28 protein-coding genes are annotated in these 25,412 nt (G+C 70.7%); 17 read left to right on the top strand and 11 right to left on the bottom strand.

The features are described 5' to 3' along the window. The first annotated feature begins 10 nt into the window (after window positions 1-10). The 8 genes from QSV35_RS01170 (at window position 11) to QSV35_RS01135 (ending at window position 8,098) form a co-directional block, all read left to right on the top strand. Window positions 11-805: a 6-phosphogluconolactonase gene (locus tag QSV35_RS01170; RefSeq protein WP_286285850.1), complete on the top strand. Its 795-nt coding sequence runs from the start codon at window positions 11-13 to the stop codon at window positions 803-805. After that, complete coding sequence (locus QSV35_RS01165) at window positions 802-1,728, top strand: ROK family protein (protein ID WP_286285848.1); 927 nt, start codon at window positions 802-804, stop codon at window positions 1,726-1,728. The genes QSV35_RS01170 and QSV35_RS01165 overlap by 4 nt, the downstream gene beginning before the upstream one ends. Beyond that, window positions 1,725-2,675: a 5-dehydro-2-deoxygluconokinase gene (gene iolC / locus QSV35_RS01160; RefSeq protein WP_286285845.1), complete on the top strand. Its 951-nt coding sequence runs from the start codon at window positions 1,725-1,727 to the stop codon at window positions 2,673-2,675. Before QSV35_RS01165 ends, iolC begins: the two co-directional genes overlap by 4 nt. Beyond that, complete coding sequence (locus QSV35_RS01155; RefSeq protein WP_286285843.1) at window positions 2,672-3,598, top strand: class I fructose-bisphosphate aldolase; 927 nt, start codon at window positions 2,672-2,674, stop codon at window positions 3,596-3,598. Before iolC ends, QSV35_RS01155 begins: the two co-directional genes overlap by 4 nt. After that, on the top strand, window positions 3,595-4,506 hold the full coding sequence (gene iolB, locus QSV35_RS01150) for a 5-deoxy-glucuronate isomerase (RefSeq protein WP_286285841.1): 912 nt from the start codon (window positions 3,595-3,597) through the stop codon (window positions 4,504-4,506). Before QSV35_RS01155 ends, iolB begins: the two co-directional genes overlap by 4 nt. Next, the gene (gene iolD, locus QSV35_RS01145) at window positions 4,506-6,434 is read left to right on the top strand and encodes a 3D-(3,5/4)-trihydroxycyclohexane-1,2-dione acylhydrolase (decyclizing) (protein WP_286285839.1); all 1,929 of its coding nucleotides are present in this window, start codon (window positions 4,506-4,508) and stop codon (window positions 6,432-6,434) included. The genes iolB and iolD overlap by 1 nt, the downstream gene beginning before the upstream one ends. Before the next feature lie 86 nt (window positions 6,435-6,520). Beyond that, window positions 6,521-7,366 carry a serine hydrolase domain-containing protein gene (locus QSV35_RS01140; RefSeq protein ID WP_286287804.1) on the top strand — a complete coding sequence of 282 codons (846 nt, stop codon included), beginning with the start codon at window positions 6,521-6,523 and terminating at the stop codon, window positions 7,364-7,366. A gap of 42 nt (window positions 7,367-7,408) precedes the next feature. After that, window positions 7,409-8,098 (top strand): alpha/beta hydrolase family protein, encoded by a 690-nt coding sequence (locus tag QSV35_RS01135; protein WP_286285837.1) that lies wholly within the window; start codon window positions 7,409-7,411, stop codon window positions 8,096-8,098. A 78-nt stretch (window positions 8,099-8,176) separates the two neighbouring features. Here QSV35_RS01135 and QSV35_RS01130 read toward each other — a convergent pair whose 3' ends face one another. From QSV35_RS01130 to QSV35_RS01115, 4 genes are all read right to left on the bottom strand, one after another. Then, window positions 8,177-8,785, bottom strand: coding sequence for a DUF4822 domain-containing protein (locus QSV35_RS01130; protein ID WP_286285835.1), 609 nt, complete (start codon window positions 8,783-8,785; stop codon window positions 8,177-8,179). An 82-nt stretch (window positions 8,786-8,867) separates the two neighbouring features. Next, a complete protein-coding gene (locus QSV35_RS01125; protein ID WP_286285833.1) occupies window positions 8,868-9,494 on the bottom strand; it encodes a response regulator in 627 nt (208 codons plus the stop codon). Continuing rightward, entirely contained in the window at window positions 9,491-10,693 is a 1,203-nt protein-coding gene (locus QSV35_RS01120) for a sensor histidine kinase (protein ID WP_286285831.1), read from the bottom strand. The genes QSV35_RS01125 and QSV35_RS01120 overlap by 4 nt, the downstream gene beginning before the upstream one ends. A 6-nt stretch (window positions 10,694-10,699) precedes the next feature. After that, window positions 10,700-11,113, bottom strand: a complete 414-nt coding sequence (locus tag QSV35_RS01115) for a glucose-6-phosphate dehydrogenase (RefSeq protein WP_286285829.1) — start codon at window positions 11,111-11,113, stop codon at window positions 10,700-10,702. A gap of 62 nt (window positions 11,114-11,175) precedes the next feature. On the opposite strand from QSV35_RS01115, the gene QSV35_RS01110 reads away from it, so the two are divergent. Further along, window positions 11,176-12,417 carry an amidohydrolase gene (locus tag QSV35_RS01110; protein WP_286285827.1) on the top strand — a complete coding sequence of 414 codons (1,242 nt, stop codon included), beginning with the start codon at window positions 11,176-11,178 and terminating at the stop codon, window positions 12,415-12,417. Window positions 12,418-12,561: 144 nt separating this feature from the next. Here the strand turns inward: QSV35_RS01110 and QSV35_RS01105 are convergent, their stop codons facing one another. Further along, window positions 12,562-12,930 carry a cupin domain-containing protein gene (locus QSV35_RS01105; protein ID WP_286285825.1) on the bottom strand — a complete coding sequence of 123 codons (369 nt, stop codon included), beginning with the start codon at window positions 12,928-12,930 and terminating at the stop codon, window positions 12,562-12,564. A 113-nt stretch (window positions 12,931-13,043) separates the two neighbouring features. On the opposite strand from QSV35_RS01105, the gene QSV35_RS01100 reads away from it, so the two are divergent. Further along, window positions 13,044-13,724, top strand: coding sequence for an SDR family NAD(P)-dependent oxidoreductase (locus QSV35_RS01100; RefSeq protein ID WP_286285823.1), 681 nt, complete (start codon window positions 13,044-13,046; stop codon window positions 13,722-13,724). A 6-nt stretch (window positions 13,725-13,730) separates the two neighbouring features. On the opposite strand, the gene QSV35_RS01095 is transcribed toward QSV35_RS01100, so the two are convergent. Next, window positions 13,731-14,888 carry a low temperature requirement protein A gene (locus QSV35_RS01095; protein ID WP_286285821.1) on the bottom strand — a complete coding sequence of 386 codons (1,158 nt, stop codon included), beginning with the start codon at window positions 14,886-14,888 and terminating at the stop codon, window positions 13,731-13,733. A gap of 76 nt (window positions 14,889-14,964) precedes the next feature. On the opposite strand from QSV35_RS01095, the gene QSV35_RS01090 reads away from it, so the two are divergent. Together QSV35_RS01090 and QSV35_RS01085 are read left to right on the top strand one after the other, a co-directional pair. Next, on the top strand, window positions 14,965-15,243 hold the full coding sequence (locus tag QSV35_RS01090; RefSeq protein WP_286285820.1) for a hypothetical protein: 279 nt from the start codon (window positions 14,965-14,967) through the stop codon (window positions 15,241-15,243). A gap of 42 nt (window positions 15,244-15,285) precedes the next feature. Beyond that, on the top strand, window positions 15,286-16,161 hold the full coding sequence (locus QSV35_RS01085) for an SDR family oxidoreductase (RefSeq protein WP_286285818.1): 876 nt from the start codon (window positions 15,286-15,288) through the stop codon (window positions 16,159-16,161). A 117-nt stretch (window positions 16,162-16,278) separates the two neighbouring features. On the opposite strand, the gene QSV35_RS01080 is transcribed toward QSV35_RS01085, so the two are convergent. Beyond that, window positions 16,279-16,605, bottom strand: a complete 327-nt coding sequence (locus tag QSV35_RS01080; protein ID WP_286285816.1) for an antibiotic biosynthesis monooxygenase family protein — start codon at window positions 16,603-16,605, stop codon at window positions 16,279-16,281. Window positions 16,606-16,717: 112 nt separating this feature from the next. Between QSV35_RS01080 and QSV35_RS01075 the strand changes: the two genes are divergently transcribed. Beyond that, window positions 16,718-17,104, top strand: a complete 387-nt coding sequence (locus QSV35_RS01075) for a UBP-type zinc finger domain-containing protein (RefSeq protein WP_286285815.1) — start codon at window positions 16,718-16,720, stop codon at window positions 17,102-17,104. A 64-nt stretch (window positions 17,105-17,168) separates the two neighbouring features. Here QSV35_RS01075 and QSV35_RS01070 read toward each other — a convergent pair whose 3' ends face one another. Both QSV35_RS01070 and QSV35_RS01065 read right to left on the bottom strand, forming a co-directional pair. Further along, a complete protein-coding gene (locus QSV35_RS01070; RefSeq protein WP_286285813.1) occupies window positions 17,169-17,708 on the bottom strand; it encodes a YaeQ family protein in 540 nt (179 codons plus the stop codon). Between the two features lie 25 nt (window positions 17,709-17,733). Next, entirely contained in the window at window positions 17,734-18,702 is a 969-nt protein-coding gene (locus QSV35_RS01065) for an alpha/beta hydrolase family protein (RefSeq protein WP_286285811.1), read from the bottom strand. A gap of 202 nt (window positions 18,703-18,904) precedes the next feature. Here QSV35_RS01065 and QSV35_RS01060 point away from each other — a divergent pair, with 202 nt between their 5' ends. After that, window positions 18,905-19,537: a nucleoside/nucleotide kinase family protein gene (locus QSV35_RS01060; RefSeq protein ID WP_286285809.1), complete on the top strand. Its 633-nt coding sequence runs from the start codon at window positions 18,905-18,907 to the stop codon at window positions 19,535-19,537. 9 nt (window positions 19,538-19,546) lie between these two features. Here the strand turns inward: QSV35_RS01060 and QSV35_RS01055 are convergent, their stop codons facing one another. Next, the gene (locus QSV35_RS01055; protein WP_286285807.1) at window positions 19,547-20,623 is read right to left on the bottom strand and encodes a LacI family DNA-binding transcriptional regulator; all 1,077 of its coding nucleotides are present in this window, start codon (window positions 20,621-20,623) and stop codon (window positions 19,547-19,549) included. Window positions 20,624-20,741: 118 nt separating this feature from the next. Here QSV35_RS01055 and QSV35_RS01050 point away from each other — a divergent pair, with 118 nt between their 5' ends. Together QSV35_RS01050 and QSV35_RS01045 are read left to right on the top strand one after the other, a co-directional pair. Continuing rightward, window positions 20,742-22,235, top strand: a complete 1,494-nt coding sequence (locus QSV35_RS01050; protein WP_286285805.1) for a GMC oxidoreductase — start codon at window positions 20,742-20,744, stop codon at window positions 22,233-22,235. Window positions 22,236-22,247: 12 nt separating this feature from the next. Next, window positions 22,248-23,114 (top strand): shikimate dehydrogenase family protein, encoded by an 867-nt coding sequence (locus QSV35_RS01045; RefSeq protein ID WP_286285803.1) that lies wholly within the window; start codon window positions 22,248-22,250, stop codon window positions 23,112-23,114. A gap of 21 nt (window positions 23,115-23,135) precedes the next feature. Here the strand turns inward: QSV35_RS01045 and QSV35_RS01040 are convergent, their stop codons facing one another. Beyond that, window positions 23,136-24,170 carry a LacI family DNA-binding transcriptional regulator gene (locus QSV35_RS01040; protein ID WP_286285801.1) on the bottom strand — a complete coding sequence of 345 codons (1,035 nt, stop codon included), beginning with the start codon at window positions 24,168-24,170 and terminating at the stop codon, window positions 23,136-23,138. A gap of 111 nt (window positions 24,171-24,281) precedes the next feature. On the opposite strand from QSV35_RS01040, the gene QSV35_RS01035 reads away from it, so the two are divergent. Beyond that, complete coding sequence (locus tag QSV35_RS01035) at window positions 24,282-25,385, top strand: substrate-binding domain-containing protein (protein WP_419956803.1); 1,104 nt, start codon at window positions 24,282-24,284, stop codon at window positions 25,383-25,385. The last annotated feature ends 27 nt before the right edge of the window (window positions 25,386-25,412 follow it).

Here is a 25,412-nt window from a genome sequence, read left to right as displayed (position 1 = left end):
AGAGGAACCCATGACGTCCACGACCCGCATCCTGCCCGACGCCGAGGCCGTCGGCCGCGAGGTGGCCGGCACGATCGCCGACCGCATGGAGGCCGCCCTGGCCGCCGGACGCCGATTCATCCTCGGCTGCCCGGGCGGGCGCACCCCGCAGACGACGTATGCAGCGCTGGCAGCCGAGGCCGCCGAGCGCGGGCTCGACCTTCGCACCGTGGTCATCGCGATGATGGACGACTACGTCGTCCCGGCGGGCGACGGATGGATGCCGGTCGACGCGGACGCGCACAACTCGTGCCGCCGCTTCGCCCGCGAGGAGATCCAGGCGGTGCTGAACGCCGCCGTCGGCACCGACCGCGCCATCCCCGACGAGAACGTGTGGTTCCCCGACGTCGCCGACCCGGCCGCCTACGACGCACGTCTGCGCGATGCGGGCGGCATCGACTTCTTCATCCTCGCCAGCGGCGCCAGCGACGGGCACGTCGCGTTCAACCCCGCGGGATCGGCACGTGACTCGCGCTCGCGCATCACGCCGCTCGCGGAGGCCACGCGCACGGACAACATCGCGACCTTCCCGGACTTCGCCGGGCTCGACGCGGTCCCCACGCACGGCATCACGATGGGCATCGCGACGATCGCGGAGCTCAGCGCGGAGGGCGCCATGATCGTCCTCGGCGCGGACAAGCAGCTGGCCTTCGAGCGGCTGTCGGCCGGCGACGACTACGACGAGAGCTGGCCGGCGACCGTCTACCACCTCATCCCGGGTGCGACGCTCTACGCCGACGCGTCCGCGGCGGGGTCCTCGGCATGACCGATTGGGTCCTGTCCGTCGACGTCGGGGGCACGAAGACGCTCGTCGGCGCCATCGGTCGCGACGGCGCCGTCCTCGGCGAGTGGATGCAGCCGACCCGTGGTGCGGGCGACGACGAGATCGCCGCTGCGATCGGCTTCGCGGCCGCATCCGCCTCCGACCTCTCCGGCGCTCCGCTCGCGGTGGCCGTCGGCGTGCCCGAGTATGTGACCGCCGACGGGCGGGTCGTCTCGGACGAGGTGCTGCGCTGGCACGTCGACCCGAGCGAGGCCCTTCAAGCGGCGTTCGGGATGCCCGCCGAGCGGTGCGTGATCGGATCTGATGTGCGCTTCGGGGCGCAGGGCGAGGCCGTGTACGGCGCCGGACGCGACGTGCCGTCCTTCCTCTACGTCTCCCTCGGCACGGGACTCTCCTCCGCCTTCGTCGTCGACGGACGCGTGTGGCCCGGTGCCCGAGGCGAGGCCATCGCGCTCGGCGAATGCCGCCCTGCGGCCGCCGAGGGGCTGAACATCGAGCAGTACGCCTCGGGCGCCGGCATCGAGGCCCGCTATGCGGCGGTCACCGGTGAGACCCGCACCGGCCGCGAGCTCGTTGCGGCCGCGGCGAGTGGCGACGACCGGGCTCGCGCGGTCCTGGTGTCGGCGGGCGAAGCGCTCGGCGACATCCTCGCCGACGTCGTCGGCGTGCTCGATCCGCACGGAGTCGTGCTCGGCGGCGGCCTGGGATCCGCGGACACGCTCGTGCGTCACTCCTTGATCACGCGGTACCGTGCGCGCACCGGGCGTCGCCCCGGGGCGGCCGAGGTGGCGATCGCCACGTGCGGCCACCGCTCGGGCGCGATGGGCGGAGCCGCCGCGGCGTGGGCCGCAGCAGAAGCAGCCGGCGAGCTCGCCGGGACTCGGACGAGGAGCACACAGCGATGAACGGCACTCTCGACGTGCTGGCGATGGGCCGGCTCGGCGTCGACCTCTACCCGCTGCAGAGCGGCGTGGGCCTCGAGGACGTCGACACGTTCGGCAAGTTCCTCGGTGGCAGCGCGGCCAATGTGTCGGTCGCCGCGGCCCGTCACGGCCGCGACGTGGCGCTCGTCTCCCGCGTCGGCGACGACCCGTTCGGCCGCTACCTCACCCGCGAGCTCGGACGACTGGGCGTGGATGCGCGGTACGTCGGGGTCGACCCGCTGTACAAGACTCCGATCACCCTGTGCGAGATCTTCCCGCCGGACGACTTCCCGCTCTACTTCTACCGCGAGCCCAAGGCACCGGATCTCGACATCGAGCCCGGCGACCTCGACCTGGATGCGGTCCGCTCGGCCAGGATCATGTGGCTGACGGTCACGGGTCTCAGCCAGGAGCCGAGCCGCGCGGCGCATCATGCCGCCCTCGCGGCGCGGGCGGCACGCGAGCACACCGTGCTCGACCTCGACTTCCGCCCGATGTTCTGGAGTGATCGCCAGGCGGCGCACGAGCAGGTGGAGAAGGCGCTCTCCCTGGTCACCGTCGCGGTGGGCAACCGCGAGGAGTGCGAGGTCGCGGTCGGCGAGACCGACCCGCATCGTGCCGCGGATGCGCTGCTCGAGCGCGGCGTGCGCCTGGCGATCGTCAAGCGCGGACCGGAGGGCGTGCTCGCAAAGACGGCGGAGGAGACCGTCGAGGTGCCGCCGCATCCCGTCCAGGTCCTCAACGGACTCGGCGCCGGCGACGCGTTCGGCGGTGCTCTCTGCCACGGCCTGCTCGAGGGATGGGGCCTGGAGCGGATGCTGCGCTTCGCCAACGCGGCCGGTGCCATCGTCGCATCCCGCCTGGAGTGCTCCACGGCGATGCCCACCACGACCGAGGTCGACGACCTCCTGGCGGAGGACCGCGCATGACCCTGCGACACCTGACCGAGGACGACTTCACGCGCCTCCGCGACCTCCGCGCCGACCGGCCGGAGGCGGTGCGCGAGGCGCTCGCCGGCCGTCGGCGCCGGGAGGTGCTGCGTGGCGACGGGCGCCTGTTCATCGTGGCCGCCGACCACCCGGCCCGCGGAGCGCTCGCGGTCGGCGCGGATGCGTCCGCGATGGCCGACCGCTACGACCTGCTCGACCGCCTCGCGATCGCGCTCGAGCGTCCCGGCGTGGACGGCGTGCTCGGCACGCCCGACATCATCGACGACCTCGCGGCGCTCGGCCTGCTCGACGACAAGATCGTCGTCGGGTCCATGAATCGCGGCGGCCTGCGCGGGGCGACGTTCGAGATGGACGACCGCTTCACGGGGTACGACGTGCCGCGGATGGTCGCCTCCGGGGTCGACTTCGCCAAGACGCTCATGCGCGTGAACCTCGACGACCCGGCGACTGCGCCGACGCTCGAGGCGACCGCGCGCGCGGTGTCCGAGGCGGCGGATGCGCGCCTCCCGATCATGTTGGAGCCGTTCCTCAGCCGGTGGGTGGATGGTCGTGTGGTGAACGATCTCTCGCCGGACGCCGTCATCCTCTCCATCGCGATCGCGGCCGGGCTCGGCGCCTCGAGCGCGTACACGTGGATGAAGCTGCCCGTGGTGGCCGACATGGAGCGCGTGATGGCCGCGACGACCCTTCCCACGCTCCTCCTCGGCGGAGACTCCGGCGTCGACCCCGACGAGACCTTCGCGTCGTGGGAGGACGCGCTGTGCCTTCCGGGCGTGCGCGGGCTCACGGTCGGACGGACGCTCCTGTATCCGCCCGACGGCGACGTCGCCGCGGCGGTCGACATCGCCGCGGGGCTCGTGCATCCCGGTGTGGGCGCGCTCCGCCGGAGCGAGACGCGATGACCGACGCGCACTGGTTCCACCGCCGGGGCGAGCTCGCCCGCGACGGCTGGCAGAGCGTCGTCGACGGCGACATCCCGGGCTGGGCGCACACGGGCCTGCGCATCGGCGAACTGGATGCGGACCGCCGGCTCGACCTCGAGGGCACGGGCGTCGAGCGGATCGTCGTGCCGCTCGAGGGGTCGTTCCGCGTCGAGCACGTCGAGGACGCCACCACGATCGTCACCGAACTCGCCGGCCGTCCCTCCGTCTTCGCGGGCCCGACCGACGTCCTCTACCTCTCGAGCGCGGCGACCGCGACGATCACCGGGACCGGGCGGGTCGCGGTGGCGGAGTCGCCGACGGATGCGGTGCACCCCACCCGCCGGATCGCGGCATCCGAGACGCCCGTCGAACTGCGCGGCGCCGGCGCATCGAGCCGACAGGTGCACAACTTCGGCACGCCCGACGCGCTCGACGCGGCGCGTCTCATCGTGTGCGAAGTGATCACGCCGGCGGGGAACTGGTCGTCGTACCCGCCTCACAAGCACGACGAGCACGCTCCGGGCCACGAGTCGCGGCTCGAGGAGATCTACTACTTCGAGGCGGCGCCCGAGCGCGGGGCGAATGCCTCGCCCGCGGCCGACCCGTTCGGCGTGTTCAGCACCTACTCGTCGCCGGCCGGCCGCATCGAGATCGACGCGCGCGTGCACACCGGCGACATCGCGCTCGTTCCGTTCGGCTATCACGGCCCCGCCGTCGCCGCCCCCGGGTACGACCTCTACTATCTGAACGTCATGGCTGGACCCGACCCCGAACGGGAATGGCTGATCACCGACGACCCGGCGCACGCCTGGGTGCGGGACACGTGGGCGGCTCAGCGCCCGGACCCCCGCCTGCCGTACACGAGAGACGAGAAGGACGCGGACTGATGGCGCAGACGAGACGGATGACGGTCGGTCAGGCGCTGATCGAGTTCCTGGCGCACCAGTGGACCGTCGATGGCGACATCCGGGAGCGCACCATCCCCGGGGTCTTCGGCATCTTCGGCCACGGCAACGTCGCCGGCATCGGTCAGGCGCTGGCCGAGGTCAACGCGACGCGCCCGGATCTCATGCCGTACCGCCAGGCCCGCAACGAGCAGGCGATGGTGCACCAGGCCGTGGGCTATGCGCGCATGCACCGCCGGCGGGCGACCTTCGCGTCCACCGCATCCGTCGGACCCGGCGCGACCAACATGCTGACCGGCGCGGCGCTCGCGACGACGAACCGCCTCCCCGCCCTCCTGCTGCCGTCCGACACCTTCGCGACGCGCGTCGCCGACCCCGTGCTGCAGCAGCTCGAGCAGCCGCACGACATCGGCCTCACGGTGAACGACGCGTTCCGTCCGCTCTCGCGCTTCTTCGACCGCGTCCAGCGCCCCGAGCAGCTCTACTCCATCGCGCTGTCCGCGATGCGCGTGCTCACCGACCCCGCCGAGACGGGCGCGGTGACGATCGCGCTCCCCGAGGACGTGCAGGCGGAGGCCCTGGACGTCCCCCTCGAGTTCCTGCAGGACCGCGAGTGGCGCATCCGCCGTCCGCTGCCCGAGCGCGAACCTCTCGCGCAGGCCGTTGCCGCGATCCGTGCAGCGCAGCGGCCGTTCATCGTCGCCGGCGGCGGAGTCATCTACTCGGGCGCGGAGGATGCGCTGCGCGCCCTCGTTGAAGCCACCGGCATCCCGGTCGGCACGACCCAGGCCGGCGGCGGCTCGCTGCCGTGGGACCACCCGCAGTACGTCGGCGGCGTCGGGGCCACTGGATCGACGGCCGCCAACCGACTCGCCGCCGAGGCCGATGTCGTGATCGGCATCGGGACCCGCTTCAGCGACTTCACGACCGCCTCGCGCACGGCGTTCCAGGACCCGAACGTGCGGTTCGTGAACATCAACGTCGCTGCCTTCGACGCCTACAAGCACGGCTCGCAGCTGCCGGTGATCGCGGACGCGCGCGAGACCCTCGAGGCGCTGGCGCGGGAGCTCGATCGCTTCGCGGTCGCGCCCGCGTACGCGCAGCGCGTCGCCGGGGAAAAGAGCGGATGGGATGCCGCGGTCGACGCCGCGGTCGCCCCGACCGGCGCCGCCCTTCCCGGCCAGCCGGAGATCATCGGCGCCGTCAACGCGGCGATCAGCCCGCGCGATGTCATCGTGCAGGCCGCAGGTTCGCTTCCGGGCGACCTGCACAAGCTGTGGCGCACCAGCGATCCGCTCGGTTATCACGTCGAGTACGCGTTCTCCTGCATGGGCTACGAGATCGCCGGCGGGCTCGGCGCGAAGCGCGGGCTCGAGGCCGCCGGGGACGACCGCGACGTCGTCGTCATGGTCGGCGACGGGTCGTACCTCATGCTGAGCTCGGAGCTCGCGACGATCGTCGCCGAGGACGTCAAGCTCATCGTCATCATCGTGCAGAACCAGGGGTACGCCTCGATCGGGCATCTGTCCGAGACGGTGGGATCGCAGCGCTTCGGCACGAAGTACCGCACGTACGACGCCGAGACACGCGGCTTCCAGGGCGACGGGCGCCTGCCCGTCGATCTCGCGATGAACGCTCGCAGCTATGGGCTGGACGTGGTCGAGATCGAACCGGGTCCGGATGCGGCCGCCCGGCTCGGCGCCGCGATCGCCACCGCCAAGGCATCCCAGCACGCGACGGTCATCCACATCGAGAGCGACCCGCTCGTCTACGCGCCGGATGGCGAGGGCTGGTGGGATGTGCCGGTCGCCGAGGTGTCGGAGCTCGCCTCGACGCGCGCCGCCCGTGCGGAGTACGAAGGCCAGGTCGTCGCGCAGCGGCCGCTGCTCGGCGACGCTCCGCTCTCCTGAGCGCCTCGCCGGCGGCCGATGTCCGTGCACGCCGATAGCGTGAAGCGGTGAACAGCGCAGTCCCTGCAGCAACCGTCGTCGCACGCATGGCGGAGGCGATCGACGCCGAGTCGCTCGGCGCCTACGGCGTGCACGTCCTCATCGGCGACGACGAGGCGCAGCAGCGCTGGCGCAGCGATGACCGCGTGAACGTCTACTCCGTCTCGAAAGGCGTCTCCGCACTCGCGGCCGGCATCGCGATCGACGAGCGCATCCTGACCCTCGACACCCGCGTCGGCGAGATGCTCCCCGACATGGAGCTCGGCGATGGCGTGGAGAACGTGACTCTGCGGCATCTGCTGACGATGACGAGCGGGATCGACTTCTCGTGGTTCGGCAGCGACGAGGCTCCGTGGCCCGACGTCGCGCAGGAGATGCTGCGGCACCCGACCGCCGGGCCGGGCACGCGCTACCAGTACACGGACGCGAGCATCTATGTCGCGATGCGCATGGTGGCGGCCGCCGTCGGCGACGTGCGCGACTGGCTTCTGCCGCGCCTGTTCGACCCGCTCGGCATCCACAACCCGCAGTGGCACCGCTGTCCGCGCGGATTCATCGTCGGCGGCAGCGGACTCGAGCTGCGCACCGAAGAGCTCGCGCGCATCGGACGTGTTCTCCGCGACCGCGGCGAGTGGCGCGGGCAGCGGATCGTGGATGCGGCCTGGGTCGACGCGATGCACAGCGACTGGGTCGCGACCGGATGGGGCGGCGACTCCGCGCTCTACGGCCTCGCGGTGTGGTCGGGCCCGGGCGACGGATGGCGCCTCGACGGGTTCTACGGGCAGTACGTCTACGTCGATCAGGCGCGCGACGCTGTCGTGACCATCACGGCCCACGAGGACCCGGACTATGATCGGCTCGTCCAGATCGCGGCGGAGGCGCTCGCGGGCTGAGGCCCGGGATGCGGCATCCCCCCACGCGGATATCGTTGGCGTATGGTCTCGATCGGTCGTGCGCTGTCGTGGTGGGCCCGCGACTATGTGTACGCGGCGTACTGGCAGGTGCGCGCGACCGTCCATCCCGGGCGCGTAGACGTGCTCCGCACCGGTGACGCGCGGCCGGTCGTGATGCTGCCCGGCGTCTGGGAGACGTGGGGGTTCCTGCGGCCGCTCATCGATGCGCTGCATGACGCAGGTCACCCGGTGCACGTCGTTCCCGAGCTGCATCGCAACAACCGTCCGGTCGCCGACGCCGCGGAGATCGTCGCGGCGCACATCGCCGGCGAAGACCTGCGCGACGTCGTGCTGGTCGCGCACAGCAAGGGCGGCCTCATCGGCAAGTACCTCATGGCCGAGTTCGATCCCGACGACCGCGTGCGCTCGATGGTCGCGATCTGCACGCCCTTCGAGGGGTCCGACTACGCACGGTTCATGACCGTGCCGGCGCTGCGCGAGTTCTCGCCGGAGCACCCGACCACGGTCCACCTGCAGGAGCTGCTCGAGATCAACTCCCGGATCACGACGATCACCGGCGAGTTCGACCCGCATATTCCGCATACGGCACGTCTCGACGGCGCGCGGAATCTCACGCTCGACGACGGCGGCCACTTCCGTGTGATGGCGAACCCCGAGGCGATCAGCACGGTGCTGGAGGTCGCGTCGGGAGCCTGGCCGCCTGAGGACTGAACGGCCCTCCGGGCTGAGCGCGACGGAGAGACGGATGCGGGGCGCGATCGCTCGCGCCCCGCATCCGTCTGTCAGAACTCAGTGCTGGTTGCCGTTGTTGAAGTGGTAGCCGCCGTTGCCCTGGTTGCCCTGCGTGCCGTTCGTGCCCGGGCCCTTCGCGTCGGTGCCGGGTTCGACGTGGTTGGTCGGGGTGTGCACGATGTCGTAGTAGACGCTCGTGTCGGCCGCGTTCGGGAAGACGCGGTAGGTGAACGCGTGCTTGTCCAGCTCGACGATCGGCACGACGCGCTGGAAGAGCACGTTGCCGTTGGCGTCCTTCGCCGCGATCCAGCGCGACGAGCCGTCGGCCGGGACGGTCCAGTCGCCGTGCATCTTCGGGCTGTTGTCGAGGTTGTACATCGTGAAGGTGCCGTCGGCCTTGAAGTAGGCCCAGCCCACGAAGTTCGAGACGGCCGGGTTGTCGAGGGCGACCTTGTTCCCGTTGGCGTCGAGCGCGCTCGTCGTCTTCCACGGGGTCGAGGCGAGGACGTCGGACGGCGTCTGGGCGACGGCCTTCTGGCCGGCCGAGACGGTCGCCGTGGCGGGCGCGTCCGCGAACGCGGCGGTGGCGGGAAGGACGCCGACAGCGGCGATCGCGATGGTGGATGCGGTGAGCACCGCGCGGCGTGAGATCGTGTTGAGGTTCATGTCTTCCACGTTATGAACCGAATTCGCGCGACCCGTCAATCGAAAGGTTGAACCTCCCTGCGAGCTGACTGGGGCACGCGGCTCAGAGCCGGATGAGGCCGAGCTTCACCGCCGTGGCGATCGCGGCCTGTCGGCTGTCGGCGCCGAGCTTGGTGAACGCGTGGTGCAGATGCGTCTTGACCGTCGCTTCGCTGACCTGGAGGCGGCTCGCGAGATCGCGGTTCGACAGGCCGGAGGCCGCGAGGGTCAGCACCTCGAGCTCGCGGGGCGTGAGGGTGTCGTCGGGGCGATCGAGCCGTTGCATCAGCCGCGCGCCGACCCGGCCGCCGAGGGCGGAGTCACCGGCCGCGGCCGCCCGTACGGCGCCGAACAGCTCGGGCGGGCGGCTGTCCTTGACGAGGTAGCCGATGGCACCCGCATCCATCGCCTTCACGATGTCGGCATCCGAGTCGTACGCGCTGAAGATCAGCACCTTCGTGCGGGCGCTCGCGCGCAGGATGCCCCCGGTCGCGTCGAACCCGGTCGGCTTGTCGGCGCCGAGGTCCAGGTCGACGAGGGCCACGTCGGGCAGGTAGGCCTCGGCCATCCGTGTCGCGTCGTCGGCCGATCCGGCCTCTGCGACGACCTGGAAGTCGGGCTGCGTGCCGAGGAGCGCGACGACGCCGTGGCGGAGCACCGGGTGATCGTCGACGAGCAGGATGCGGATCACGGAGCCGCCCCTTCGGAGGGGACGGTCGGCACGCTGGCGGCGACCACCGTTCCGCCGCCGGTGCGCGACTCGATCGTCAGTTCGCCGCCCAGATTCTGGATGCGCCAGGTCATCGCGCGGATGCCGAACCCATCGGCGTCGTCCGCCTTGTCCGCGGCGGCGAAGCCGACGCCATCGTCCGAGACGTCGATGCCGACGGCATCCGGGAAGTAGGTGAGGGTGACGCGGACGGTCTCCGCATCCGCGTGCTTTGCGATGTTGATCAGGGATTCCTGAACGACGCGCTGCAGCGCCTGGGTCACGGTGCCGGGCACCGCTCGCTCCTCGCCGACGATGGCGAAACCCGCACCGGCGGCCGCGGCCTGAGAGGCGAGAAGCGCGGGCAGCGACTCGGTCGCGGGGCCGGCGTCGGCGAGCCCGTGCAGCAGCTGCCGGGTCTCGACGAGCGCCTCCCGCAGTCCCTCCCGCGCCTGTACGACCACCGCGGACGATCCGCCCGGGCGCTGATCGTCCGCCTCGAGCAGCAGCAGCGCGCTCGCGGTGCGCTGGACGACGGTGTCGTGGAGTTCGCTCGCCACCCGGTTGCGCTCCGCGAGGGCGCCGGCGTCCCGCTCAGACCGCGCGAGCTGCTCGCGCGTGTCGAGGAGTTCGGCGATGAGCGCCCGTTGCGACGAGATCGCCCGGTCGAGGGCGGCATAGGCGTACGTGAGGACCAGTCCGCCGAAGAACGGCCCGAGGACGAGTCCGAGATCCTCGCCCTCCGACATGATGAACAGTCCGATGCTGACGGCGATCACGACGAGGCTCGACACGACGTACGCGATGGGGCCGCGCAGCACGCGGTGAACGGCGAAGAAGAGCGCAAACGCGCACCACCCGAAGGACGGCGCCAGGATCGTGAGAGGGATCCAGAACGCCGTCGCCGCGAGGAGGCCGATGCCCTGCCGGGTCGCGAACTCGCGGAGCGCCGTCGATCGCGAGGTGGGCGCCCGGTGCGGACCGATGACCGCGACCGCGTAGCTCACCCCCGCGCCGATCGCGAGCACGAGGACCGTGATGGATGCGGCGTCCCCGCGCAGCGGATGGTGCGAGAAGTAGCGCGCACCCGAGACGATGAGGAGCACGAAGAACCCGATGTCGACCGCGAGGTCCATCGCCGGCAGGTGGATGCGCGGCGCGCTCGTGACGTCGGGGGTCATCGCGTGTCAGCCCGCGAGAGGGACCGTCTCCCCGCACATCCCGCAGATCCCCGTGGGCGGCACCTCGATGAAGCAGTTCGGGCAGACCGCGCGCGGGCGCTCGGCGGCCGGAGTCGGCCGGGGCGTCCGCGGTGCGCGCACCGCACTCGAGCGCGGGGAGGAGCGTTTCGCCGGCTGTGCGATGGGCTCGGGGGCGGCCTTCGCCGCCGGCACGTGCTCCGCGCAGTAGAAGCGCACATCGCCGTCGTGGTGCTTGGGATGGTGCAGCTTCACGGCCCACAGCTCGGTGCGCGGCCACGGATCGGTCCCATACACGCACAGCGAGCACCTCGCCGGTTCACCGGGAAGGATGTCTGCGACCAGCACAGGAGTGTCGAACTCCAGGTTCCCCCGCCAGTCGGCGCTCGATGTGACCCGCATCCGTCGGCCTCCGCTCTTCCCTCCCAGGCTAATCGACGTGCACGCGGGCGTAGGTTGAACAGATGATGACCCGCATCCTCGCCGTCACGAACGGCTACGTCGTCCCTGTCTCCTCCGACCCCATCTCCGGTGGGACCGTCGTCGTCACCGACGGCGTTATCACCGCGGTGGGCGGGCCCGAGACCGTGATCCCGGAGGGCGCGGAGGTCGTGGATGCCGCGGGCAGCTGGGTCGTCCCCGGCTTCGTCGAGGCGCACGGCCACCTCGGCGTGCACGAGGACGGCGAGGGCTGGTCAGGAAACGACACCAACGAGATGACCGACCCCAACGGCTCGCGGTTCCGTGCGATCGACGGCATCGACATCGAGGAGGTCGGCTTCCGCGACGCCCTGCGCGGCGGCGTGACGACGGTCGTCGTGAAGCCCGGTTCGGGCAACCCGATCGGCGGTCGCACGGTCGCGATCAAGTCGTGGGGCGGCCGCACGGTCGACGAACAGGTGCTGGCGTCGGACGTCTCGGTGAAGTCCGCGCTCGGCGAGAACCCGAAGCGCGTGTGGGGCGACAAGAGCAAGACCCCCGCGACGCGTCTGGGCGTCGCATCCGTCATCCGCGACGCGTTCGTGGCCGCGGAGGCATACGCGGCGAAGCGGGATGCGGCCGCCGCGAAGGAGGAGCCCTTCGAGCGCGACCTCGGCAAGGAGACGCTCGCCGCCGTCCTCGCCGGCGACCTGCTCTGGGACCAGCACTGCCACCGCCACGACGACATCGCGACCGCCATCCGGATCTCCGAGGAGTTCGGCTACAAGCTGGTCGTCAACCACGGCACCGAGGCGCACAAGATCGCCGACGTGCTCGCGGAGAAGGACATCCCCGTCATCTTCGGGCCGCTGATCACGTCCCGGTCGAAGGTCGAACTGCGCGACCGCGCGATCGGCAACCTGGCGCTCATCGCCGCCGCCGGCGTCAAGGTCGCGATCACGACGGATCACCCGGTCGTGCCGATCGACCAGATCCGTCTGCAGGCGATCCTCGCGGTGCGGGAGGGGCTGCCGGCATCCACCGCCCTCGCGGCGCTGACGTCGAATCCGGCTGACATCCTTCGGCTTCAGGAGCGGGTCGGGGCTCTCGAGGTCGGCCGCGACGGCGACGTCGTCGTGTGGTCCGGCGACCCGCTCGACGTCGATTCGCGCGTGCAGCGCGTCTTCATCGAGGGACGCCCGGTGTACGAGCCCTCCGCCGACGGCGGTGCGCCGAAGGTCGTCGAGCGCTGGGAGCGCTTCGGCCGCGACTCCTGGATGGGGTGATCCTGTGCCATCGACTTGCGGCTTATGGCGGGAATGCGCTGTGCGATTCCCGCCATATGCCGCAAGTCAATGAGAAGAGGTGATCACACCGAGATCCCGTTAGATCGTGCAGGGGATTTTGCCTGGAACGACAGGCGGGTCCCCTCAGTCGGCGAAGGTCTGGATGATGGTGTCGGAGGCGTGGATGCCGAGGAGCTGCAGCTTCCCGGGGCCGGCGTTGACGAAGCCGTGCCACGTGTTCGGCGGAACGGTCGCGGTGTCTCCGTCGCGCAGGATGAACTCGTCGCCGCCGATCGTCGCGCGGGCGGTGCCGCTGATGACGAGCCACGTCTCCGGATACGGGTGCCAGTGCAGGTCGGCACCCTCGCCGGGCTGGTTGTCGACGAAGAAGTAGGAGATGCCGGCGCCGAAGTCGCGCCCTTCGAAGCGGCGGGTGCCACGGGTGCCGATGAGGAGTTCCGCAGCGGTGGCGAAGGTCGGTGCGGTGCTCGAAGCGGTAGGTGAAGTGGTCATGAGGTGAGCCTCGTCCCCGCGCTGCGGTCGCTCCAATGTTTCGATGTCGATCGAAACATCACGCGCGCGCCGAGCCGACTTACAGTGGAGCGGTACTCGACGAAGGGAACGACATGGATCTTCGGCTTGATGAGCGCGTCGTGCTCGTCGTCGGCGGGCACGGGCTCATCGGGAGTGCGGTCGTCGAGCGGCTGCGCGCCGAAGGAGCGGTCGTGGTTCCCGCATCGCGGCACGCCCAGGACGGGATCGTCATGGATGCCGCGAGCGACGAGTCCGTCGCATCCGGACTCGCGCGGATCCGTGAAGAGCACGGGCGCCTCGACGCCCTCGTCGTCGCCGCGGCGCCGAGCGCGCGCACCCTCGACCCGGCGCGCAATTCGGACCCGGAGCAGGTCCTCGAGGCCTTCGCCGCCAAGACGCTCACGTTCCTGCGGCTCGCGAACGCCGTGATCCCCGGGATGGTGGATGCGGGCTACGGCCGCGTGATCGGAGTCAGCGGTCAGAACGCGTTCCTCATCGGCAACGTCACCGGCTCCGTGCGCAACGCGGCACTCGTCATCGCCGCGAAGAACCTCGCCGACGCGGTCGCAGGGTCGGGGGTGACGGTCAACGCCGTCAGCCCGGGGATCGTCGTCGACATGCCATCTCCCGACGTCGAACTCGGGCGCAGCGGTCAGTGCACGCCGGCGCAGGTGGCCGATCTGATCGCCTTCCTCGCCTCCCCGCTGGCGGGCTCCATCAGCGGCGAATCCATCGCCGTCGGCCACCGGGTGCGCGGCGCCACCGGCCTCTGACGACGCTCAGGACGCCGCATCCAAGGCCCGCGCGCGGACCTCGGAGAGCGTGACGATCCCGGCGATCACCACCGCCATCGCGGCGGCGGCCCAGACCGCGGGAACGACGAGAGCCAGGAAGCCGACCGCGAGCGGCAGGATGATCGCCGGTATCGCCCACGGCAGGACGGTGCGCCACGGCGTGCCGTAGCGGAGGGAGATCGCCGCGTTCGTCGCGTAGAAGAGGATGACGCCGCCGCCGAGCGCGGCGGCCGCGGATGCCGGGAGCGGCACTGCCGGCGCGTCGATGGCCAGCGACACGGCGCCCGCGAGCATCATCACCCCGGCGACGAGCAGGAATGGCAGGAACGCGACCGTCTCGACGACTCCGCGGGCGTCGCTTCGGGCGACGAGCTGACCGAGTCCGGTGCGCATCGCGTCGATGCCGAACATGAACATCGCCCACGCGAGGCCGGCGGTGATCACGAGCGCGAAGAGTCCGGCGAGCGCGGACATCGGGGTGAACGACGTCGACACCGCGATGACGATCGCGAGCACCGATTCACCGAGCGCAATGATGACGAGCGTGCCGAACCGATCGGCGAGGTGCTCGACGTTGATCGCGCCGATGCGGCGCAGCAATCCGGGGGCCGAGACGAACAGCAGGACGATCTCGATCGCGATGGCCACGGCCCACAGCACGAACCGCGCGGGCGACGGAACGAACGCGGAGACGAGCCAGATGATCCCGGTGCCGCCGTTGTAGGCGAGCACCCGGATGCGGGAGCCGACACCGGTGCCCCAGCTGTTGCGCACCCACAGGCCGAGCATGATGGCGCGCAGCGCCGCGTTGCCGAGCGCGAAGAGCCACGCACGGTCCCCGACGGCTTCGGGCGCGGCGACGGCGATGACGCCGACGGCGGCCATCGCCGCGAGCATGAATCCGGCCAGGGCGCGACGTGACATCCCGACCTGGATGTTGACGGTGAACGTGAGATTGACCCACGACCACCACACCGAGGCGAACAGCGCGAGGAAGATCCCGAGCGCGGCGAACGTCGGGGTCGTGCGCGGTCCTGCCGAGAGCTGGCCGATGAGCGCGACGAAGACGAGGTCGAAGAAGAGCTCCATCCAGTCCGCGCGCGACGCATCCCGCTCCTGGAAGCGCAGCCGCCCGCGATGCATGCGACCATCATCCCGCCGTGGCGGGTTCCATCGTGAGGGGGAGGCGGATCGGCGCTGCCGCGCGTAGCGTGAAGGTGTGGACGAAGTGCTCGGATGGGGGTCGATCGCGGTCGTGGTCGCGGTGCCGATCGTGATCATCGCCTCCGCCTTCTCGACGCGCCGGCGTCAGCACCGCGGCCGCGGAATCGCGGGCGGCGGCCTCTTCGGGATCGAAGAGGTCTTCTCGCCGACCGCGCACGACGCCCGCCAGGAGTGGGATGTCGAGCAGGAGATCCCCGCGCCCGCACCATCGCCCGACAAAGGCCCCGGGGTCATCGAAGCGGGAAGGCGCATCACGATCGTCTTGCGCGACTGACTCGGTCCGGATGAGACGACTCCCATCACTGTGGAGGACACCATGCGCATCTTCGTCACCGGCGGAACCGGACTCATCGGCTCCGCGGTGGTCGCCGAGCTGATCGAACACGGGCACGACGTGATCGTCCTCACCAGGTCCGACGCGTCCGCGGATGTCGTGCGAGCGGCGGGTGCCGAGCCGGTGCGCGGCGATCTCGCCGACCTCGACGTCCTCCGCGCGGTCGCGGGCGGGGCAGACGGGGTCATCCATCTCGCCTTCGACAACGACTTCACGACACCGGAGGCGATCGTCCGTGCGATCGCACAGGAGGCGGCGGCCGTCGACGCGATGGCGGGCGCCCTGCGCGGCGGCGACCGTCCTCTGGTGACCGTCGCGGGAACACCCGCGGTGCCTGGCCGTGCGTCGACCGAGGACGACCCGCAGCTCGCGTCCGGCCCCGTGGCCGGTCGCGCCGTCACGGTGCAGTCGGTGCTCGACCTGGACGGCGTGCGGGGCATCGCCGTGCGGATGCCGCGCACGGTGCACAACAACGGGACCGGTGGCTTCGCGGGCCTTCTCACGCAGATGGCCCGGCGATCGGGCGTCGTCGGCTATCCGGGCGACGGCGCGCAGCGCTGGCCCGCGGTGCACGCCCTGGACGCGGCGGCGGTCTTCCGTCTCGCGCTCGAGTTCGCACCGCCCGGCACGGCGTGGCACGCGGTGGATGACGAGGGTGTCGCTGTGCGGGACATGGCCGAGGTGATCGGGCGCCGGCTGGGCCTTCCGGTGAGATCACTCCCTGAGGAGTCGTTCGGGCCGCTCGGGGTCGCATTCGCCACTGACCAGCCGTCGACGAGCATCATCACGCGCGAGGCGCTCGGGTGGGAGCCGACGCATCCCTCGCTCCTCGAGGATCTGGAGAACCTCCAGCCCTGACTCAGTCGTCGTCCTTCTTGCGGCCGTAGCGGCGGATGTACTGGACGACGAACACGACGAGCGTGCCGGCCAGGATGATGACCGTCGTCCCGAACAGGAGCGACTGCTCCAGGGCACTCATGCCGTCTCCGGAATATGGGCGAGGCCGAGTCCGGGCTGCCCGTAGGTCGAGAGCACTTCGCTGAGGACGACGCGATAGGGGCCGATCCAGCGATCGTGGATGCTCTTCGCCTCCTTGTGGACGGGCATCCCGATCAGCTGCTGCATGGCCTCGCGACTCTCCCAGTAGTAGACCTCGGAGTGCAGGCCGGTCTCCTCGTTGTACCAGTCCTCCTCGCCGAGGAATCCGGGGATGAGTCGTGCCCGTGCGGCGATCTCGTCGTTGAAGCGGTGGAATTCCGCGTCGTACGGCTTCGCCTCGAAGATGAACGTCGACGTGTACACGGCTGCCTCCTCAGGCCTCTCACCTACAGCAAACACCAGTGACGGTGGATCGGGACAGAGTGGGGGCCATGGAGTCGGCCCGGCGCGTGTGGACGGGCCTAGAGTGGGCGCCATGACAGTCGACGAGGAGCCCCGCATCCCCCTCGATCTCGCGGACGCTCCGCCCCCGTCGGGGACCGGATGCCTCGAGTGCGAGGCCGTGGATGGATGGTGGGTGCACTTGCGCCGCTGCGTCGAGTGCGGGCACGTCGGATGCTGCGACGACTCCCTCGAACGGCACGCCCGCGCGCACTTCGCCGCGACGGGGCACCGCTACATCCGCAGCTTCGAGCCTGGCGAGCAGTGGTATTGGGACTACCTCGATGACGCGGAAGTCATCGGCATCCCGCTGCCGCCTCCGGAGCATCACCCCGACGATCAGACCGTCCCCGGTCCCGCCGACCGCGTGCCCGACGGCTGGCAGCGCATCCTCCTGCAGCGCCGGATCAGCGAGGGCTGACACCGGCGAGATCGGCGTGCGGCGTTCGGCTGGTCGCCGGCGCTCCTCGCTCGACGACCGGTCGTCAGGCGATGCGCGTGTCGTGGATGTCCGAACTGAGGCTCGTGCCGTTCAGCTCGAGGTACACGCGGCGCTCGGTGACCGACAGGGTCAGTGCGTTCCGGCGGGACACCGCTGCGGCCGCGGCATCCACGAATCCGGCATCGAAGTTGTGCAGCACGATCGCGTCCGCATTGTGGATCTTCTTGCCCGACCACTGCGCCGCGACCTTCACCGGATCGCGGTGCGTGTAGACGACGACCCGGCCGGCGAGTTTGCTGCCGTAGTGGAGGCGCTCCGCATCCGGGGATCCGACCTCGGTCCAGGCCGTGACCGCGCCGGTCAGGTCGCGCACGAGCACCGCCGGTTCGTTCGTCGCGGAGATGCCCTCGCTGAAGACGATGCCCTCCTCGTATTCGAGGAGGTACGCCAGCACGCGCGTCACCATGAACGCGTCCGTCTCGGAGGGATGCTGCGCCACGCGCAGCGACAGGGATTCGTAGACGCCGTGGTCGACGTCCGCGAGTTCGACGTCGAAGGTGAGGATCGTTGCGCCCGCGGCCATGGGCAACGAGCCTACCCGGGTCGGTTCAGCCGAGGGTCTCGCCGAGCCACTCCAGGATGTCGGCCATCGCCTCCGGGTCGAGCTCGGCGGTGTCGTCGTTGTAGGGCGTGCCGAGGCCGGCGAGCACCTCCTCGCGTGTGTGCGACTCGTGCTTGAGGACGTGGTTCGCATCGGCGGGGAACGTGAACTCCACGTTCTCCATGCCGTCGGCCGCCGCCTGCAGCGGGTCGCCGTCGGCATGGACGTCGATCTGGAGGTCCTTTCCCCCGATCAGCACGAGGGTCGGCACGGTGACACGCGGCAGCGAATCCGCCGCATCCTCGTTGAACAGCTCACGCGCGAAGGGGAGGTTCGCGGGCGTCTCGAAGCCGAGGAAGACGTTGCGCACCGGCTCCGGGAGTCGCTCGTCGGGGGCGGCGGGCTCGCCGGCGGCGTACCGGGCGACGGCCTCGTTCACGAGCACCATGAGGTCGGGCGTCGCCGCGAGCTGCTGCGACAGCTGCGTCACGAGGACGGAGCCGATCGAGCGGCCGGGCGCGCCGGTCAGCACGAGCGCGGTGAAGGGATGCGGCTGCTCCGAGGTCGCGTAGTGCAGGACGTGGAGGCATCCCTCGCTGTTCCCGAAGCCCGCGAGCCGCTGCGCGTCGACATCCTCGTCGGCGGCGAAGGCCGCGACCGCGGCGACGAGCTCGTCGAGGTGCGACTGCATGCTGATGTGCCCGATCATCGCCGGCAGGTTCTCCATGACATGCGGACCCGAGGCGCGCTTGTCGTAGCGGATGGATGCGTACCCCGCCCGTGCGAGCGCCTCGGCGATGAGCTTCGCGCTGCCGTTCGTGCCGGGCAGCAGCGGCGAGTTCCAGTCGCGATCCGTCGGGCCGCTGCCGGCGACGAACACGACTCCGGGGAACGGCCCGTCGCCGGCCGGCTTCGTGATCGTGCCGAACATCTCGATACCGTCGAGCCGCCAGGAGACCTCGGTGGAAAGCGTCATGTCGGCGATTCTTCCAGCGTGCGTGTCGCGATCACATCCCCCTTGCGACGGAGTCCCCGCCGCCCGGGACATGCGTCGACGCCGACCGCACGGTACGTTCGCTCCGGGAAGGCCGGCGCATGGCGAGCAGACATGACAGTGGGACCGGCATCCCTTTCTCGCGGCCGGCCCACGCCGTCGCGGTCTCCCGGAAGGATCCGCCGTGCCTGATGTCGACCCCGCCCTCGTCGATCGTGCCGCCGCCCTCGCGTCTCGGGGCGATCGGGTCGTCCTCGGAATCGTGGGCGAGCCAGGGGCCGGCAAGACAACGGTCGCCCTCGGGCTCATCGACGCGCTGCGGGCACGCGGGGTGCCCGTCGCCTGGCTGCCGATGGACGGCTTCCACCTCGGCGACCGCAGCCTGGACGAGCTGGGCCTCCGCGCGCGGAAGGGCGCGATCGAGACGTTCGACGGATGGGGGTACCTCGCCACCCTCCGCCGGGTCATCGCGGAGGCCTCCCACCCGGTCTACGTGCCGGGGTTCGAGCGGACCCTCGAGCAGCCGATCGCGGCAGACCGCGTCATCCCGTCCGGTCCCGCGCTCATCGTCACCGAGGGCAACTACCTGCTCGACGACGCCGAGCCGTGGTCGCTCGTGCGCGAGGTCGCGGTCGAGGTCTGGTACGCCGACGTCCCGGACGATGTCCGCCGTGCGCGGCTTGTCGACCGGCACGTCGAGTTCGGGAAGTCGCGGGCGGATGCCGAGGCGTGGGTGGCGACCGTCGACGAGCCGAACGCCGCCCGCATCCGCGCCCGCCGCCACACGGCGGACGTGATCGTCGACGTTCCGAGCTGAGGCGTCCGGTCAGCGGAAGTTCGGCGGGGCGCTGGTCGACCGCACGTGCAGGGTCGTCGGAAGGGTGCGCGCGACCGCCGGTCCCTGGCGCCCGCCCGCGAGCCGCTCGTCGATGCGGCTCATGAGGAGGCGTCCCGCGACGGCGCCCTTCGCCTGCAGCGGCTGCTCGATCGTGGTGAGGCCCGCGGCCTCGGAGCGCTCGATATCGTCGACGCCGACGATGCTCACGCGTCCGGGCACGGCCATCCCGAGGTCCGTGGCCCGGGCCAGGGCTCCGAGCGCGAGCTCGTCCGACAGGCAGAACACGGCGGTGAGGTCGGGATGCCGTGACATCAGCGCCTCGAACCCGGCGGCGCCCGCCTGCTCGCTCGAGACGGTCCGCTCCTCGATCGGAAGGTGCACGACCCCGAGATCGGCGAAGACCGATCGGAAGCCGGCGATCCGATCGCGCAGCACGGCGTAGGCGGGCTCCTCATCGCCGGGCCAGGGGCCGTTCCGGCGAGTGCGGCCCAGCCGCGGGGTCACGAGGCCGACCGACCGGTGGCCGAGGCGCGCGAGGTGTTCGGCCGCCGCGCGACCCGCTGACACATGGTCGATCCCGACCCAGTCCCACGCGGGATCGGCGTGCGGCTGATCGACGACGACGATCGGGATGCGGCGCCCCTTCGCCGCGGCGAGCACGGGGTCGTGATCGGCGACCGAATAGACGATCACGCCGTCGATCGCCACGGTTCCGAGCGGCGGGGCGCCGGACGGGCCGGACGGCAGCATCACGAGGCTGCGGCCGCTCTCCTCGCACGTCTGGGCGACGCCCGCGAGGAATCCCACGGCCGCGTGGTCCTCGAAGGCGAACGGAAGTTCGTCGGTCAGGACGAGCCCGATCGCGTCGGCGCGCCCGCGCCGCAGCTGACGCGCGGCGGGGTCCGGTCCGCCGTAGCCGATCCGGTCCGCTTCGGCGTGGATGCGCGCGAGCGTCTCGGCACCGACCCGTTCGGGCCGGTTGAAGGCGTTGGAGACCGTGGCTGTCGAGAGCCCGAGTGCCCGGGCGATCGACAGGAGCGAGGCATCCGATGCGGGTCTGCCCATCGCTGCACCATCCCTCCAACAGTTAACCATTCACACTACAGATACTGCCGATTCCGTTGAGAAATCGGCAGTCCTAGCCGCACGATTCATTCGTTACACAACGAAGGAGAGGACGGGCATGGCCATCACCGCCGACGTCGTCGTCATCGGCTCCGGCATGGGCGGCGGTGTCACGGCCCTCGCGCTGGCGCGTCGGGGCATCGACGTGCTGCTCGTCGAGCGCGGTGAGCGCATCCGGCGAGAGCCGCAGAACTGGTCGCCCGAAGCGGTGTTCCGGGACCGCCGTTACAAGCCCGACGAGACATGGCTCGACGAGCGCGGTCATGCCTACAGGCCCGGCGTGCACTACGTCGTCGGCGGCAGCACGAAGGTCTACGGCGCGAGTCTGCCGAGATTCCGCGAGAGCGACTTCACCGCGACCGAGCATGCCAACGGTCTCTCGCCGGCATGGCCGTTCACGTACGCGGACCTCGAGCCGTACTACGCGCAGGCCGAGGAGCTGTTCCGCGTGCACGGCACCACGGGGCAGGACCCGACGGAGCCGTGGCGCAGCTCGCCGTATCCGTTCCCGGCGCTCGAGCACGAGCCGTACATCGCCGATCTCGCGGACCGGCTCCGCGGGCAGGGCGTATCACCGGCAGCCAACGCGATGGGCGTCGACCTTCGCCCGGGCGGGCTGTGCATCCGCTGCGGGACATGCGACGGGTTCCCGTGCCTCCTGGGCGCGAAGAGCGACGCCGAGACGTGCGCCGTCGACCCCGGGCTCGCCACCGGGAACCTGCGACTGCTCACCGGCGTGCGCATCGATCGCCTCGAGACGGATGCCGCCGGCCGGACCGTGGTCGCGGCCGTCGGCAGTGGCCCCGATGGGGAGGTGCGGATCTCCGCATCCCGCTTCGTCGTCTCCGCCGGCGCTGTCAACTCGGCCGCTCTTCTGCTGCGGTCCGCCGACGAGAAGAATCCGAACGGGCTCGCCAACGCCTCCGGCCGCGTCGGACGGAACTACATGATGCACAACAACGCGCACATCGCGGCGTTCGACGTGCGCCGGCGCAGCGACGTCATCTTCCAGAAGACGCTGTCGGTCAACGACTGGTACCACGACGAGGATGCGGCGGGCGTCATGCAGCTCGTCGGCAAGGTGCGCGGCTCGATGATGAAGCTCGAGGTCCCGCTCGCGCCGACCGCCGCTCTCGAGCAGTTCTCCCGGCGCAGCGTCGAATGGCTCGTGATGGCCGAGGATCTGCCGTCCCCGGACAATCGCGTGCTCGTCGATGCGAGCGGCCGCATCGTCACGCATCGGCGCGCCCTCGGGGTGACGACGCACCGTCGCCTGATGCGGAACGCGAAGAGGCTGCTCCACAGCGTCGGCTATCAGATCATCGGCACGCAGTGGTTCGGGATCGAGATGAACAGCCACATGTGCGGAACGACGGTGGCGGGCGACGACCCCGCGACCTCGGTGGTCGACGGATGGTGCCGCGCCCACGACATCCCGAACCTGTGGATCGTGGACGCGGGGTTCTTCCCGTCGAGCGCCGCGATGAACCCCGCCCTGACGATCGCAGCGCAGGCGCTGCGCGTCGTCGCCGAATCCGACCTCGCCGCCTGAAGGAGCTCCGACATGCCCGAGCCCACCCCGCTGATGCCCGCTCTGACCGGGTCGTTCTCGTCGCCGGCCGGCGACAATCCGACCGGTGCGATGGTCGAGGCGGCGTATGCCCATCACGGCATGCTCGCTCGCTACGTCAACTGCGACGTGCCGCCCGGTGCGCTCGAGGCGGCCGTCCGCGGCGCCGGCGCGATGGGGTGGATCGGCTTCAACCTCTCCCTCCCGCACAAGCAGACCGTCATCCCTCTGCTCGACCGGCTCGCGCCGTCGGCAGAGCTCATCGGCGCGGTCAACTGCGTCGTGTCAGGACCCGATGGTCTCACCGGGCACAACACCGACGGCCAGGGCTTCGTCGAGGCCCTGCGGGAGCGCGTCGACCCGCGCGGGCGGCGGTTCACGGTTCTCGGGGCGGGCGGAGCCGCGCGCGCCATCTGCGTCGAGATCGCGCTCGCGGGCGCCGCATCCGTGACGGTCGTGAACCGCACACTGGATCGCGCGGAGGAGGTGGCCCGCGTCGTGCGCGAGCATACGTCGACAGAAGCCGCGGCGCGCGCGTGGCAGGGCGCGTACGCGGTGGATGCCGGCACCGAGGTCGTCGTCAACGCCACCTCGATCGGGCTCGTCCCCGCGGACGGATCGCGCGTGGCTGTCGTCCCGGAGACGATCACCGCCGGGATGCTGGTGTGCGACGTCATCCCGAATCCCCCCGACACGTCCTTCCTGCGGGAGGCGCGCGAGCGCGGCGCCGAGACGCTCGACGGTCGCGCGATGCTCGTGAATCAGGCGGCCGTCAACGTGCGGCTGTGGACGGGTCTCGACCCGGATCGTGCGGTCATGCACGCGGCGCTGGATGCGGCGATCGACGAAACGTCCTCCTGATGGAGACGGCGCCGGCGACCGTCAGGGCCTGATCTCCCCGGAGCCCCGCGGGATCAGGTCGACCGGGATGACCTTCGCGGCGGGCGGCAGGCGATGGCCGGTGTCGAGCGACGCGAAGAGGCGATCAGCCGCCACCCGGCCCATCTCCTGCGGTCGCTGGGCGACGACGGTGAGCCCGGGCTCGAGCAGATCGGCGAGCTCGACGTCGTCGAACCCCACGAGGGCGACGTCGTGGTGCCGTCCGAGCCGCCGGAGCGCGTGCACCGCCCCGACCGTGATGAGGTTCTGGCCGCTCACGATCGCGGTCGGTGCGTCCGGCACGCTGAGGAGCGTCGTCACCGCGCGCTCCGCCGCATCCTGATCCGAGAGATCCGCGACGATCGTCGCGGTGTCCGCGGAGACGCCGAACTCGGCGAGCGCCGCGAGGAAGCCGCGCTCGCGCTCGCGGGCGGTCCAGATCTCGCGGCGGTCGATGAGCAGCGCGAGCCGGCGGTGGCCGAAGCCGAGGAGGTGTCGCGTCGCGAGCTCGGCGCCGCCGACGTTGTCGGAGTGGACGGTGTCGGCCGCGAAGTCCGCGGGCTCGCGGTCGATGAACACGACGGGCATCTCGGGCGGGACGAGCTCGGTGAGGTACGCCTGGCTGTGCGCCGCGCACGTGAGGATCAGTCCGTCGACCTTGCGCCGCACGAACGCCTCGACGGCCGCGATCTCACGCTCGGGCTCATCGTCGAGGCTGGAGGCGAAGACGGCGACGTCGCGATGGATGGCGATGTCCTCGATCGCGCGGTGGATGGTCGCCGAGAACGGGTTGGCCACGCTGCCGAGCAGGAGCCCGACGGACTTCGTCCGCGTCGTCGTGCGGCGGAGGTTCGACGCGTGCGCATCCGGTTCCCACTTGAGCTCGTCGATCGCGGCCCGCACGCGCGCCGCCGTGGCCGGCGCGACATTGGGCTCGTTGTTCACGACGCGTGACACCGTCTTGATCCCGACGCCCGCGCGGTGCGCGACCTCACGGATCGTCACACGGGGCGGCCGGTTCGTTGATAACGATGTCATGAAGGATGTCGTATTTCTCGCTCAGCTCTTGCGCGGCCCAGACGGATGGGATAAACATACATCTGACACCGTTGTCAGGGTGTCAGCACCCACCAGCAAAGGACAGCAAAGATGCCCCTCCGGATGACTCGCCGCACGAAGCTGATCGCGGCCACCTCCCTCGCCGCTGTCGCGGCTCTCTCCCTCGCCGCCTGTTCCGGCGGCGCGAGCGGCGCCTCCACCGCCGGCGCCAACGACAAGGTCGGCGTGACGCTCATCGTCAAGACGACCAGCAATCCCTACTTCGTCTCGATGGAGGACGCGGCCAAGAAGGACGCGCAGTCCGCCAACGTCTCGCTCACCCTCGCCGCGGGCAAGAAGGACGGTGACACCGACAGCCAGATCCAGGCCATCGAGAATGCGATCTCGCGCGGAGACAAGGGCATCCTGATCACCCCCAACGGCGATGCGGTCAACAACGAGATCGCGAAGGCCCGCAAGGCCGGTCTGTATGTCATCGCGCTCGACACGGTGCCGACGCCCCCCGACACCGTCGACATCACCTTCGCGACCGACAACTTCGCCGCCGGCGAGCTCATCGGCAAGTGGACCGCCGCGAAGCTCGACGGCAAGAAGGCGACCATCGCGATGCTCGACCTGTTCTCCGACCAGATCGTCTCGGTCGACACGAACCGCGACCAGGGCTTCCTGAAGGGCCTGGGCATCACGGTCCCGGACAAGAGCAAGAACGGCTCGGAGGCTCCGACCGGCACCTACACGGGCGGCAAGGGCGGCGACTACCAGGTCGTCGGCCACCAGCCCACCCAGGGCGCCGAGGACGGCGGGCGCTCGGCGATGGAGACCCTCCTGTCGAAGAACCCCGACATCAACGTCGTCTACACGATCAACGAGCCCGCGGCCTACGGCGCGTACCAGGCGCTGAAGGCGGCCGGCAAGGAGAAGGACGTCATCATCGTCTCGATCGACGGCGGATGCACGGGCGTCGGCTACGTGAAGGACGGCGTCATCGGCGCCACCTCCCAGCAGTACCCGTCCAAGATGGCGTCGCTCGGCATGGAGGCCATCGCCAAGATCGCCCGCGGCGGGGCGAAGCCGCAGACCACGGAAGGCCTGAACTTCTTCAGCACCGGACAGCAGCTCGTGACCGACCAGCAGATGGCCGGCCTCGACAGCCTGACCTCCGCCCAGGCCTCCAGCACCTGCTGGGGCAAGTGATCCAGGCGGGGCGCCGACGCAGACGTC

The sequence above is a fragment of the Microbacterium candidum genome, from assembly GCF_030315975.1.
Classification (GTDB): Bacteria; Actinomycetota; Actinomycetes; order Actinomycetales; family Microbacteriaceae; genus Microbacterium; species Microbacterium candidum.
The sequence above is the reverse complement of the archived record's forward strand: the minus strand, read 5'-3'. Positions and strand labels throughout refer to the sequence as shown.

Bases quoted from the DNA above. Each gene is read 5' to 3' on its own strand.
- QSV35_RS01165 (WP_286285848.1), top strand. From the start codon at position 802: ATGACCGATTGGGTCCTGTCCGTCGACGTCGGGGGCACGAAGACGCTC.
- QSV35_RS01055 (WP_286285807.1), bottom strand. From the start codon at position 20,623: ATGGGCAGACCCGCATCGGATGCCTCGCTCCTGTCGATCGCCCGGGCA.
- iolD (WP_286285839.1), top strand. From the start codon at position 4,506: ATGGCGCAGACGAGACGGATGACGGTCGGTCAGGCGCTGATCGAGTTC.
- iolC (WP_286285845.1), top strand. From the start codon at position 1,725: ATGAACGGCACTCTCGACGTGCTGGCGATGGGCCGGCTCGGCGTCGAC.
- QSV35_RS01115 (WP_286285829.1), bottom strand. From the start codon at position 11,113: ATGCGGGTCACATCGAGCGCCGACTGGCGGGGGAACCTGGAGTTCGAC.
- QSV35_RS01070 (WP_286285813.1), bottom strand. From the start codon at position 17,708: ATGGCCGCGGGCGCAACGATCCTCACCTTCGACGTCGAACTCGCGGAC.
- QSV35_RS01135 (WP_286285837.1), top strand. From the start codon at position 7,409: ATGGTCTCGATCGGTCGTGCGCTGTCGTGGTGGGCCCGCGACTATGTG.
- QSV35_RS01075 (WP_286285815.1), top strand. From the start codon at position 16,718: ATGACAGTCGACGAGGAGCCCCGCATCCCCCTCGATCTCGCGGACGCT.
- QSV35_RS01110 (WP_286285827.1), top strand. From the start codon at position 11,176: ATGATGACCCGCATCCTCGCCGTCACGAACGGCTACGTCGTCCCTGTC.
- QSV35_RS01085 (WP_286285818.1), top strand. From the start codon at position 15,286: ATGCGCATCTTCGTCACCGGCGGAACCGGACTCATCGGCTCCGCGGTG.
- QSV35_RS01050 (WP_286285805.1), top strand. From the start codon at position 20,742: ATGGCCATCACCGCCGACGTCGTCGTCATCGGCTCCGGCATGGGCGGC.
- QSV35_RS01095 (WP_286285821.1), bottom strand. From the start codon at position 14,888: ATGCATCGCGGGCGGCTGCGCTTCCAGGAGCGGGATGCGTCGCGCGCG.
- QSV35_RS01045 (WP_286285803.1), top strand. From the start codon at position 22,248: ATGCCCGAGCCCACCCCGCTGATGCCCGCTCTGACCGGGTCGTTCTCG.
- QSV35_RS01065 (WP_286285811.1), bottom strand. From the start codon at position 18,702: ATGACGCTTTCCACCGAGGTCTCCTGGCGGCTCGACGGTATCGAGATG.
- QSV35_RS01105 (WP_286285825.1), bottom strand. From the start codon at position 12,930: ATGACCACTTCACCTACCGCTTCGAGCACCGCACCGACCTTCGCCACC.
- iolB (WP_286285841.1), top strand. From the start codon at position 3,595: ATGACCGACGCGCACTGGTTCCACCGCCGGGGCGAGCTCGCCCGCGAC.
- QSV35_RS01130 (WP_286285835.1), bottom strand. From the start codon at position 8,785: ATGAACCTCAACACGATCTCACGCCGCGCGGTGCTCACCGCATCCACC.
- QSV35_RS01040 (WP_286285801.1), bottom strand. From the start codon at position 24,170: ATGACATCGTTATCAACGAACCGGCCGCCCCGTGTGACGATCCGTGAG.
- QSV35_RS01120 (WP_286285831.1), bottom strand. From the start codon at position 10,693: ATGACCCCCGACGTCACGAGCGCGCCGCGCATCCACCTGCCGGCGATG.
- QSV35_RS01100 (WP_286285823.1), top strand. From the start codon at position 13,044: ATGGATCTTCGGCTTGATGAGCGCGTCGTGCTCGTCGTCGGCGGGCAC.
- QSV35_RS01155 (WP_286285843.1), top strand. From the start codon at position 2,672: ATGACCCTGCGACACCTGACCGAGGACGACTTCACGCGCCTCCGCGAC.
- QSV35_RS01170 (WP_286285850.1), top strand. From the start codon at position 11: ATGACGTCCACGACCCGCATCCTGCCCGACGCCGAGGCCGTCGGCCGC.
- QSV35_RS01035 (WP_419956803.1), top strand. From the start codon at position 24,282: ATGCCCCTCCGGATGACTCGCCGCACGAAGCTGATCGCGGCCACCTCC.
- QSV35_RS01140 (WP_286287804.1), top strand. From the start codon at position 6,521: ATGGCGGAGGCGATCGACGCCGAGTCGCTCGGCGCCTACGGCGTGCAC.